General features: G+C 68.7%; 10 protein-coding genes. 3 read left to right on the top strand and 7 right to left on the bottom strand.

What is annotated here, in order from left to right; all coding sequences use genetic code 11:
• Positions 1-92 precede the first annotated feature (92 nt).
• A complete protein-coding gene (locus V7067_RS02375) occupies positions 93-1,175 on the top strand; it encodes a nitronate monooxygenase (RefSeq protein WP_334174266.1) in 1,083 nt (360 codons plus the stop codon).
• A 162-nt stretch (positions 1,176-1,337) separates the two neighbouring features.
• Here the strand turns inward: V7067_RS02375 and V7067_RS02370 are convergent, their stop codons facing one another.
• The 6 genes from V7067_RS02370 to V7067_RS02345 all read right to left on the bottom strand — a co-directional run bounded on the left by V7067_RS02370 (position 1,338) and on the right by V7067_RS02345 (position 8,275).
• The gene (locus V7067_RS02370) at positions 1,338-2,576 is read right to left on the bottom strand and encodes a M20 family metallo-hydrolase (protein WP_334174265.1); all 1,239 of its coding nucleotides are present in this window, start codon (positions 2,574-2,576) and stop codon (positions 1,338-1,340) included.
• 99 nt (positions 2,577-2,675) lie between these two features.
• Positions 2,676-4,130 carry a dihydropyrimidinase gene (hydA, locus tag V7067_RS02365; RefSeq protein ID WP_334174264.1) on the bottom strand — a complete coding sequence of 485 codons (1,455 nt, stop codon included), beginning with the start codon at positions 4,128-4,130 and terminating at the stop codon, positions 2,676-2,678.
• 99 nt (positions 4,131-4,229) lie between these two features.
• Positions 4,230-5,201: an ABC transporter substrate-binding protein gene (locus V7067_RS02360; RefSeq protein WP_334174289.1), complete on the bottom strand. Its 972-nt coding sequence runs from the start codon at positions 5,199-5,201 to the stop codon at positions 4,230-4,232.
• Positions 5,202-5,347: 146 nt separating this feature from the next.
• Positions 5,348-6,454 carry an ABC transporter permease gene (locus tag V7067_RS02355; RefSeq protein ID WP_334174288.1) on the bottom strand — a complete coding sequence of 369 codons (1,107 nt, stop codon included), beginning with the start codon at positions 6,452-6,454 and terminating at the stop codon, positions 5,348-5,350.
• 74 nt (positions 6,455-6,528) lie between these two features.
• Complete coding sequence (locus V7067_RS02350) at positions 6,529-7,410, bottom strand: ABC transporter permease (protein WP_334174287.1); 882 nt, start codon at positions 7,408-7,410, stop codon at positions 6,529-6,531.
• A gap of 37 nt (positions 7,411-7,447) precedes the next feature.
• Complete coding sequence (locus tag V7067_RS02345) at positions 7,448-8,275, bottom strand: ABC transporter ATP-binding protein (protein WP_334174263.1); 828 nt, start codon at positions 8,273-8,275, stop codon at positions 7,448-7,450.
• Positions 8,276-8,537: 262 nt separating this feature from the next.
• Here V7067_RS02345 and rutR point away from each other — a divergent pair, with 262 nt between their 5' ends.
• The gene (gene rutR / locus V7067_RS02340; RefSeq protein ID WP_334174262.1) at positions 8,538-9,203 is read left to right on the top strand and encodes an HTH-type transcriptional regulator RutR; all 666 of its coding nucleotides are present in this window, start codon (positions 8,538-8,540) and stop codon (positions 9,201-9,203) included.
• 34 nt (positions 9,204-9,237) lie between these two features.
• Here the strand turns inward: rutR and V7067_RS02335 are convergent, their stop codons facing one another.
• A complete protein-coding gene (locus tag V7067_RS02335) occupies positions 9,238-9,912 on the bottom strand; it encodes a TetR/AcrR family transcriptional regulator (protein ID WP_334174261.1) in 675 nt (224 codons plus the stop codon).
• A gap of 229 nt (positions 9,913-10,141) precedes the next feature.
• Between V7067_RS02335 and V7067_RS02330 the strand changes: the two genes are divergently transcribed.
• Positions 10,142-11,353, top strand: coding sequence for an MFS transporter (locus V7067_RS02330; RefSeq protein WP_334174260.1), 1,212 nt, complete (start codon positions 10,142-10,144; stop codon positions 11,351-11,353).
• Positions 11,354-11,409 lie beyond the last annotated feature (56 nt).

Here is an 11,409-nt window from a genome sequence, read left to right as displayed (position 1 = left end):
GCAAGAAATCAGGTGACCGAATCCGGCCCCGGCATTAGCTCTTCAGGCAGGGCGGACGCGCGCCGCCACCCGTCCAACCGGATGCCGTTGCCATGTCCGCCGTTGCCATGTCCGCCGAAGCCTCCCACCCTCTGTTGCAGCGTCTCGGCCTCACCGTGCCGGTCTTTCAGGCGCCGATGGCGGGCGTCGCCACGCCGGCGCTCGCTGCCGCGGTCAGCAATGCCGGCGGGCTCGGCGGCCTCGGCCTTGGCGCGGGCGATGCACAGGCCGGCCTTGCCGCCATCGCCGCAGCGCGGGCGCTCACCGGCCGGCCCTTCAACGTCAATGTGTTCTGTCACCGGCCCGCGGTGCGCGATGCCGGGCGGGAGGCCGCATGGCTGGCGCGGCTTGCCCCGCGCTTTGCCCGTTTCGACGCCGCCCCGCCGGCCGCACTCAGCGAAATCTATCAGAGCTTCGTCACCGACCGGGCCTTTCAGGCAGCGCTGATCGCCGCGGCCCCGCCGGTGGTGAGCTTTCATTTCGGCCTGCCGCCGCAAGAGGTGATCGCCGGTCTGCAGGCCGCCGGGGTCGTGCTGCTGGCCTCCGCCACCTGCCTTGCAGAGGCAAAGGCGGCGGTTGCGGCCGGCATCGATGCCATCGTGGCGCAGGGCTGGGAGGCCGGCGGCCATCGCGGCATATTCGATCCCGACCGGGCCGACGAGCGGCTTGGCACACTGGCCCTCACCCGCCTGCTGGTGCGTGCACTCGATGTGCCGGTCATCGCCGCCGGCGGCATCATGGACGGTGCCGGCATCCGCGCGGCGCTCAGCCTCGGCGCCGCGGCGGCCCAGCTTGGCACGGCCTTCATCGCCTGCCCGGAATCCGCCGCCGACGCCGCCTATCGTGCTGCGCTGGCCAGCCCGGCCGCAGCCCGCACGGTGATGACGCGCACCATCTCCGGCCGCCCGGCCCGGGCGCTGCCCAACCGGCTGACGATGCTGGGCCGCTTCCTGTCGCCTGCCGCCGTGCCGGCCTATCCGGTGGCCTACGACGCCGCCAAGGCCCTGAACGCCGCCGCCAGAGCGAAGGGCGAACCGGGCTATGGCGCGCAATGGGCAGGACAGGGCGCACCCCTCGCCCGCGCGCTGCCCGCCGCGACGCTGATGGCAACGCTGAAAGCGGACCTCGGACTCTGAGCCCGCGCACCGGCCACCGCCCGCAGTCCGCAGCGCGGCGGTGACCGGTCATCGCGCGCCGCTCATGGTCTGGCCGGTCACGGCTGGCCGGACTTCCGCAGGCCCCCTGCCTGCCCGCGGCCGGTGCTGCGGGAAACGGGGGCCTGCGGCTCAGGCAGCCTTTCAGGCGAATTTGCGGTCGTAGGCAAGCACCGCGTTCAGCAGCACCTGCGCCCCGGCCGCGCACTCTTCCGGCTCGGTTGATTCCGCCTCGTTGTGGCTGATGCCGTCCTTGCACGGCACGAAGATCATCGTCGTCGGCGCCACGCGGTTGACATAGCAGGAATCGTGGCCCGGACCGGAGATGATGTCGCGCGCCGGCAGGCCGGCGGCCTGTGCGCCCTCGCGCACGCAGGCGATAAGCTCCGGGTGAAACACCACCGGCGGCGACGACCAGATGGCATCGCAGGCGATCTCCAGCCCGGTCTGCACCTTCACGGCCTCCACGGCGGCGTAAAGAGCGGCCTCCATGTCGTCGAGCACGCCTTCTTCGGGGTGGCGGAAGTCGATGGAGAAGAACACCTCGCCAGGAATGACGTTGCGCGAATTCGGCTTCACCTCGACGAGACCGACCGTGCCGACCGACGGCGGGCGGGCGAGCGCGATGGCATCCACGGCCTCGATCAGCTTCGTGGCGCCCAGCAGTGCGTTGCGGCGCATGGTCATGGGCGTGGAGCCGGTATGGGCCTCCTGTCCCGTCACCGTCACTTCGTACCAGCGGATGCCCTGCACGCCCTGCACGATGCCGACGGTCTTGCCTTCCGCCTCCAGAATCGGCCCCTGCTCGATATGCAGTTCGAACATGGCGCCGATCGGCACGGACCCGGCCTTCGCCGCGCCGCGATAGCCGATGGCCTCGATGGCTTCGGCAAAGGTGATGCCCTTGCGATCGGTGCGGCTGTCGGCATAGGCGCGGTCGAACACGCCGGCATAGACGCCCGAACCCAGCATGGCCGGGGCAAAGCGCGAGCCTTCCTCGTTGGTCCAGTTCACCAGCATGACCGGTGCATTGGTTTCGTAGCCGAGACCATGCAGCGTCTTCAGCACCTCAAGACCGGCGAGCACGCCGAGAATGCCGTCGAACTTGCCGCCGGTCGGCTGGGTGTCGAGGTGGCTGCCCATGGCAATCGGCGCCACGTCGGCGCGCCGGCCCGGGCGCAGCGCAAACATGTTGCCGACCTCGTCCACCGTCACCGTGCAGCCGGCGGCCTCGCACTCGGCACGGAACCAGTCACGCACCGCCTTGTCGTGGTCGCTCAGCGTCAGGCGGCAGATGCCGCCCCTGGGCGTGCCGCCGAAGGCGGCGGTCGTCATCAGCATGTCCCAGAGACGCTTGGGGTCGATCTGGAGGTTCTGTCGCATCGTCAGGGGTCCTCGGCAGGCGGCGCGGCGGCCGGCCCGCCCATACATAGCAGGGAGTGCGGCGCACCCCGCGGTGCGCCGCATGTCAGAAAACAAAGCTCAGGGCGTCACCTCAAGCCGCGATACCGGCTTCGGCGCGGTGATCTCGCGCCACTTCGCATCCGCCACCTGCACGGCCGGGAAGGCCGGCCGCGGCACATACTGGCCGTCTCCGGCTTCCGCGCGCAGGTCCTTGTCGATCCACGCGATCTTGCCGCGCGAGATGACCACGGCCGGCAGGCCGGTAACCTGATAGCCCTCGAACACATTGAAATCGATGCGGCTGACCTGCGTCGCCGCCGAAATCGTTTTCGTCGCCGCCGGATCCCACACGATCACGTCGGCATCCGAACCCGGCAGGATCGCACCCTTCTTCGGGTAGAGATTGAGGATGCGCGCGATATTGGCCGAGGTGGCGGCAACGAACTCTTCCTTCGTCAGCCGGCCGGTGTTGACGCCCGCGCTCCACAGCACCGGCAGCCGGTCCTCAAGCCCGCCCGTGCCGTTGGGGATCTGTGTGAAATCGGCTTTGCCCATGCGCTTCTGTTCAAGGGAGAAGGCGCAATGGTCGGTCGCCACCACCTGCAGCGAGCCCGACTGAAGCCCGGCCCACAGGCTCGCCTGATGCTCCTTCGCCCGGAACGGCGGCGACATCACGCGCGCCGCGGCATAGTCCCAGTCGCGGTTCTGGTATTCGCTGTCGTCGAGCACGAGGTGCTGGATCAGCGGCTCGCCCCACACCCGCTTGCCGGCGGCCCGCGCCCGCGCAATCGCCTCGTGCGACTGGCGGCAGGAGGTGTGCACCACATAAAGCGGCACGCCCGCCATGTCGGCGATCATGATGGCGCGGTTCGTCGCCTCGCCTTCCACCTCCGGCGGGCGGGAATAGGCATGGCCCTCCGGCCCCGTCACGCCGGCGGCCAGATATTTCTGCTGAAGCTGCCACACGACATCGCCGTTCTCGGCGTGCACCAGCGGCATGGCGCCGAGCTGGGCGCAGCGGGTGAACGAGTTGTAGAGTTCCTCGTCGTTCACCATCAGGGCGCCCTTGTACGCCATGAAGTGCTTGAAGGTGTTGATGCCGTAGGTTCTGACCACGGTCGCCATGTCGTTCCAGGTGTCGCGGTCCCAGCCGGTCACACCCATGTGGAAGCCATAGTCGGAGGCCGCCCGCTCGCCCTTGCGGCGATAGTCCTGATAGGCCGACAGCATCGACTGGCCGGCACCGGGAATGCAGAAATCGACGACCATGGTGGTGCCGCCCGAAAGCGCCGCCTTGGTGCCCCACTCGAAGTCGTCGCCCGAAACCGTTCCCATGAAGCTGAATTCGAGGTGGGTGTGGGGGTCGATGCCGCCCGGCAGCACATAGGCGCCGCCCGCCTCGATCACCTCGGCGCCCGCCGGCGCCTCCAGATCCGGCCCGACGGCCCGGATCACACCGTCTTCGATCAGCACGTCCGCGGGCCGCGACCAGTCATGGTTCACGACCGTGCCGCCCCGAATGAGGATTGCCATGGGTTTTGCTCGTTGTGGGTTGTTCGTCTGGCAGAAAGCAGCCGCCGGAGCGGGGGCGGAGCGACGGACCGTGCCGCAACCCCGCCCCCGCCGCCGGGCTCACTTCATCGCGTCATAAACCTTGTGGGTCCACGCGCCTTCCGGCTTCTTGGTGATCACCGGGTCGGAACCGCCGGCCATCAGGATGGTGACGGTGCGGTCGAAGTCGGCCGGGTCCAGCTTGCCGTTATCGCCGGTGTCCAGCAGCTTGGCGATTTCGGCGGCCATGGTCTTCTGGTGCTGGGCGGTCTGGGCACCGGTGGCGTCGTTCTCCAGCACGATGTCGGCCGCCTCGTCGGGATGGGCGCGGGCATAGTCCCAGCCCTTCATGGTGGCCTTCACGAACCGCGCCATCTTGCCCACGAACTTGGGATCGTTGAGGTTCTTCTCCATCACGTAGAGACCGTCCTCAAGCGTGGCGACGCCTTCGTCCTCATACTTGAAGACCACGAGATCTTCCGGCTTCACGCCGGCCTCGATCACCTGCCAGTATTCGTTGTAGCTCATGGTGGAGATGCAGTCGGCCTGCTTCTGCAGCAGCGGGTCGACGTTGAAGCCCTGCTTGATCACGGTCACGCCATCCGGCGAGCCGTCGGTCTTCAGGCCCAGCTTCGACATCCACGCCAGGAACGGATATTCGTTGCCGCCGAACCACACGCCCAGCGTCTTGCCTTTCAGGTCGGCCGGCGTCTTGATGCCGGTATCCTTGCGGCAGGTCAGCCACAGGCCGGACTTCTTGAACGGCTGCGAGATGTTGACCAGCGGCACGCCCTTTTCGCGCGAGGCAAGGGCGGAGGGCAGCCAGTCGATCACCACGTCGGCGCCGCCGCCGGCGATCACCTGCGGCGGAGCCACGTCCGGGCCGCCGGGATTGATGGTGACGTTGAGCCCCTCTTCCTCGTAGTAGCCCTTCTCCTTGGCCACGTAATAACCGGCGAACTGGGCCTGCGTGACCCACTTGAGCTGCACGGTCACGTCATCGGCCGCGAAGGCGCGGCCGGCCGGTGCCGCCATCAGCGCCAGGCCGGTCATGCCGAGGAGCAATCCCGCGGCGAGCGTGCGTTTGAACGTCATGGTTCCTGCCTCCGGTTCTTTCAGTCGCCCGCACCGGGCGCTGCTGGTTCTCAATGGTTCGGGACGGTCTGCCGCGCAGCGCGCCGCGCGGCAGAGAGTGCGGTTCACCTGCGGTAGGACGGGTGCCAGAAGGTCACCTGCCGCTCGACGAAGGCGATGAGGCCGTAGAACAGCGTGCCGGCGACGGCTGCGAGCGCGATTTCCGCCCACACCATGTCGAGCGCCATACGCCCGGCCTCGATGGAGATGCGGAAGCCCATGCCGACGATCGGCGTGCCGAAATATTCCGCCACGATGGCGCCGATGAGCGCGAGGGTGGAGTTGATCTTGAGGGCGTTGAACAGGAACGGCAGGGCCGCCGGCAGCCGCAGCTTGATCAGCGTCTGGCCCCAGCCGGCGCCGTAGGAGCGCATCAGGTCGCGTTCCAGCGGGCCGGTGGCCGAAAGCCCGGCCACGGCGTTGACCAGCATGGGAAAGAAGGTCACCACCGCGACCACCGCCGCCTTCGAGGGCCAGTCGAAGCCGAACCACATCACCATGATCGGCGCGATGCCGATGATGGGCAGCGCCGACACGAAATTGCCGATCGGCAGCAGGCCCCGACGCAGAAAGGGCACGCGGTCTGCCACCAGAGCCACGGCAAAGCCGGCGAGGCTGCCGAGCACATAGCCGCTGAGAACGCCCTTGAGGAAGGTCTGCGTGAAATCCGCCGCCAGCACCGGCAGCGAAACCGCGATGCGCGCCGCGATCATCGAGGGCGGCGGCATCAGCACCGCCGGCACGCCGAAGCCGCGCACGATGACCTCCCACAGATAGAACAGGTAGAGGCCGAACAGCGACGGCACCGCCACGGCGACGAGGCGGGTCATGGTCTTCGTCACCGGCCGCAGGGCGGCAAGAGCGGAAACCAGCATGGCCGCGCCCAGCCACGAGGCCAGCACCATCAGCCAGAACCCGGACCGGGCCGCCCCGGCAACGCCGGGCAGGCCCAGCACGGCGAGCGAGGCCCACGCCCCGTTCAGCGCCGCGGCAAGGCCGATGATCAGCGGCCAGCCCTGCGGCGCCCGCGGGGTGAGTGCCAGAACACCGAGCACCACGCCGAGCGCCACCATGGCGGCCAGCCCGCCGGGCAGTGCCTCCAGCCGCAGTGCACCGCTGCCGAGCGGGCCGAACGGCGCGGCAAGCGCCAGCCCGGCAGCCAGCAGCAGCATGAGCCGCAGCACCGGCACCGGCCGCGCAGCCGGACGGGACGGCAGAAGGGCGGAAGCAGACGCGGAAACCGGCATCACCGCCCTCCCCCGGCCGGCTGAACGCCCATGGCGCGCCCGACCAGCCGTTCGACAAACCCGATGACGGCCACCAGAACGGCCGCAGCCGCAGCCGCTGCAAACAGCGCCGCCCAGATCTGCACCGTCTGGCCGTAATAGGAGCCGGCCAGCAGGCGTGCGCCAAGGCCGGCCTGCGCGCCGGTCGGCAGCTCAGCCACGATGGCGCCCACCAGCGAGATCGCCACCGCCACCTTGAGGCTGGCGAACAGGAACGGCACCGCCGCCGGCAGCCGCAGCTTCCAGAACGTCTGGGCTGCCGTCGCCGAATAGGTGCGCATCAGATCGCGCTGCAGCCGGTCGGGCGAGGTCAGGCCTTTGACGAGGCCGATGGTGACGGGGAAGAAGCAGAGATAGGCGGAGATCAGCGCCTTCGGCATCAGCCCGCGGATGCCGAGCGAGCCGAACACCACGATCACGATGGGGGCGATGGCCAGGATCGGAATGGTCTGGGAGGAAATGATCCACGGCATCAGGCTCATTTCCAGGGTGCGCACATGCACGATCAGCACCGCCAGAATGATGCCCAGCAGTGCCCCCATGGCAAAGCCCGCCATGGCCGCCTCGACGGTGACGCCGGTGTGATAGAGCAGGCTGCGCTTGGATGTCGGCTTCACGCCCAGAACGGAGCGGTCCAGCTCCATCACGATCTGGTGCGGCGCAGGCAGCAGAGGACGGTCCTGCGAGAAGGTGAGCACCGCCGCATCGCCCCACGAAAGGCTCTGGCCGGCGCTCTCGGCCTTCATGCGCACGGTATCCATGTTGAGGAAGATGGCGGCCAGATACCAGACCATCAGGATGGCGATGACCACCACCACGACCGGGCCGGCATTGCCGCGCATGAGGGCGGCGACGGGGCCGCCGGGCCGGCGGCGCGTTTCAGTCGACATAGGCATGCCCCGCGCGCAGGCCCTCGCGCACCCGGTGCGCCACGGCCATGAACTCCGGCGTCTCGCGGATCGACAGGTCGCGGTCGCGCGGGAAATCGCAGTCGATGACATCGATGATGCGCCCCGGACGCGGCGACATCACCACGATCTTCGTCGACAGGAACACCGCCTCCTGAATCGAATGGGTGACGAAGACCACCGTCTTGTCCGTCGCCCGCCACAGCTTGAGCAGTTCTTCATTGAGATGGTCGCGCACGATCTCGTCGAGCGCGCCGAAGGGCTCGTCCATCAGCAGCAGCTTCGGCTCGAACGACAGGGCGCGCGCAATGGAGGCGCGCTGCTGCATGCCGCCGGAAAGCTGCCACGGAAACTTGCGCTCGAAGCCCTTGAGGTTGACGAGTTCGAGCTGCCGGCGGGCGCGGGCCCGCCGCTCGTCGCCCTTCATGCCCATGATTTCCAGCGGCAGCATCACGTTGCGCTCGATCGTGCGCCAGGGGTAAAGCGCCGGGGCCTGAAACACATAGCCGTAGTGCCGGCCGAGCCGGGCCTCTTCCGGGCTGAGCCCGTCGACCAGCAGGCTGCCGGAGGTGGGCTGCTCCAGATCGGCGATGGCGCGCATCAGCGTGGTCTTGCCGCAGCCGGAAGGCCCGATCAGCGACACGAACTCGCCCGTGGCGATATCCAGATTGACGTTGCTCAGCGCAAAAACCGGACCGTCGGCCGTGGCATAGGTCAGGTTGAGATCGCGGATCGCGATCACCGTTGCGGGCGGCTTCGCCCCGGCTGCCCCGTCCGGCCGGATACCGCTTCCACTCATGCCGTCACTCCAGAATTCCCGCCCGCGGGGATCGCCTGCATCCGCCCTGCGACGGCAGCCGCCGCCCCGCCGGACAACCGATTATTGATCGCAAACAACGTGCCAGTCGCCGAATCGTGAAAAATCACCGCGTGATGGCCAGTTCTGTCTAGAATGCCCGCCGGGCCTGCCTCCTGCCGGCCGCCATCATTTGACCAATTGGACAAGAAATAGGCATCGCTGCCCAATGATGAACGATCGACCTGCTGCTGTCGCGGAGTCTTTGGACGCGGCAGCGGGGCTGGCCGCCGCCGCGCGCGAGGGCACCCCCACGCGCGCCCGCACGCGCGCCGGCGAGGCGAACATGGAACGCATCCTCGATGCGGCCACGGAGGTGTTCTCGGCCTATGGCTTCCACGGCGCCCGCATCGGCGACATCGCGGAAGCGGCGGGAATGTCCAAGCCGAACCTGCTCTACTATTTCCCCTCCAAGGAGGCGCTTTACAGCGCCGCGCTCGCCCAGACGCTGGAAATGTGGGTGGTGCCGCTGGGCGAAATGGACGAGACGCAGGAGCCGGCGGCCGCCATCGGGGCCTATATCGTGCGCAAGCTGGAAGCCTCGCGCGACAAGCCGGCCGCCTCGCGCCTGTTCGCGATGGAGATCATTCAGGGCGCGCCCTACCTGATGCCGCTGCTGACGGGCCCGCTGAAGACCATGGTGGAAGAGAAGATAGCCACCATGCGGCAGTGGATCGCCGCCGGCAAACTGGCGCCCATGGATCCGCTGCACTTCATCTTCACCATCTGGGCCACCACCCAGCATTATGCCGACTTCACCGTTCAGGTCCGTGCGCTGACGCAGAGCGACCTCAGCAACCCGGCGTTCTTTGCCGCAGCGCGGGATAACCTGCTGAACGTGCTGCTGAACGGCATTCTGCCGCGCCCCTGACGGCGCCCCTCGCCGGCGCGGGCCGCAGCGCCCGTCAGCGGGCGCCGGCCGCCGGGGCGGCCTCGCCGAACGCCAGCCGGATCTGGGCGTCGAACAGGCTTGCCGGATCCACCGCTTCGCCCGGCGCCAGAACGCCGTTATTGAGAATGGCGATCCACAGCGGCGCAGCCAGCAGGTGCGGCAGGCGCACCAGCGTGTCGTCCTTCAGTTCCCCGCGCGCCACCGCCAGCTGCGCGCAGCGGCGCAGGTGCGTCAGAAACGGCGCATAGACGGCCTCCCGATAGGTGGAGATCAGAAACGGGAACCGCGCGCCCTCGGCAATCACCAGCCGCGCCACGGCGGCGCGCCCGGCCTCCTCCACGGAGGCCATCACCGGCAGCAGGGTCCGGCGGAAATAGTCCGCCACCGTCTCGCCGTCCGCAATCGGCTGGTTCTCCGCATCGCACAGCGGGCTGGTGACGACATCCTGCACGATGCCGGCAAACAGCGCCTCCTTCGTTTCAAAATAAAGGTAGGATGTCCCCTTGGCGATGCCGGCGCGCCGGGCAATCCCCGCCATGGTGGCCGCAGCAAAGCCGCGCTCCAGAAACTCCGCCATGGCGGCGGCCAGAATGGCGGCGCGGGTGCGGGCGGTCTTTTCCGGGCTCGGGCCCCGCGTGCGCCCGGTGCCGCTGCCGGCCGTCCGTGCCGGATGCTCGTCTTCGCTCATGACAACGTCCCCATCCCGTTCTGCGGTTCTGCCCGTTCTGCGGCTCTGCCCTTCTGCGGTTCTGCCCGTTCGTGGTTCCGCCTGTTTGTCTCTTGACTTTAAACTGACCAGCGGGTCATTTGAAGCCCGTCGATGCGCCGGCGCCGGTCCTGCGACATCGCTCCCCGCCCGTGTCAGCCCCGGCCATGCCGCGACTGCCTGAAGAACGCCCGGTCACAGGACAATCGCCGTGGTCAAGAGCCGGTCCGCATCGTGGACGCCCTTCATTCTCGTTGCGATGGCGCTCGGCGGGGGCACCATGGGCGCAACCATGGCAAGCCCGCTCTACCCGCTTTACGAACAGCTGTGGGGCATCCACAGCGCCACCGTCACCGTGGTCTATGTGGTCTATATGGTGGCGGTGATGGTCGCCTTCCTGTTTCTCGGCCGCCTGTCGGATCACATCGATCCGGTGGTGGTGCTGCGCGGTGCGCTGGTGGTGCTGCTCGGCGGGCTCGCCCTTTCGGCAGCGGCGGCCGGCATATCCGACAGCCGCACCGGGGTGGCGGCCCTCGGACTGGGGCGCATCCTGATCGGCTTCGCCTCAGGCACCATCACCACCGCGGCGACCCTCGGCCTGCTCATGCTGGAGCCGGGCGGGCGCGGGCAGGCCTCGCTGGTTGCCTCCATCACGACGATGGCCGGGTTCGGCCTCGGCCCGCTGGTGTGCGGCCTTGTGGCGGCGCTGGCGCCGATGCCGCTGGTCACGCCCTATCTGGCGGCCATGGTGCTGATCGCAGCCATCCTGACCGGCCTCTCCCTCCTGCCGGACCGGCGGCACCGGCTGGCCGGTCGCGTCTCGCTGCGGCCGCGGCTCGGGATGCCGGCGGGCAAGGTGCGGGCCGGCTTTCTGGTCGCCTCGTTCGCCACCTTCTCCGCCTATGCGCTGTTCAGCCTGCTGGCCTCGCTGGCGCCGTCGCTGATCGAAACGCTGCTGCCGTGGCGCGGGCCGGCCGTCAGCGGCACGGCGGTGGCGACGGTGCTGTTCTTCTCTGCCTCGGTGCAGTTTCCCGCCCGGCGCCTGCCGCCGCACCGCTGCCTGCCCTTTGCCCTCGCCATACTGGTTGTCGGGGTGGTTTTGCTGGCTGCGGCGGTTTCCGGCGGCAGCACGGTGCTGTTCGCGCTCGCCGTCGTCACCATCGGCACCGGCCACGGCCTGTCGTTCATGTCCGGGCTGGTGCTGGTCAACACCATCTCCGGCAGCACCGACCGGGCGGCCATTCTGGCGAGTTATTTCAGCATCGCCTATCTCGGCACCATCGTGCCGATTCTGGCGGTCGGCTTCGTGGCCGATGTCATCGGCCTTGCCGCCGCCATCGTGGCGTTCTGCACGGTGTTCGCGGTGTTCTGCGTCGTGCTGCTGGCGCTCTGCCGCCGCACCCTTTCCCACACCCCGGCCTGAGAACACCGCGCCGGACCGGCCGCGCCCTCAAGGTGGCCCCGGACCGCACGCCCCGC

The sequence above is a fragment of the Pseudoxanthobacter sp. genome (genome assembly GCF_036822375.1).
GTDB lineage: Bacteria > Pseudomonadota > Alphaproteobacteria > Rhizobiales > Segnochrobactraceae > Pseudoxanthobacter.
This window is presented reverse-complemented; position numbering and strand designations above follow the sequence as displayed.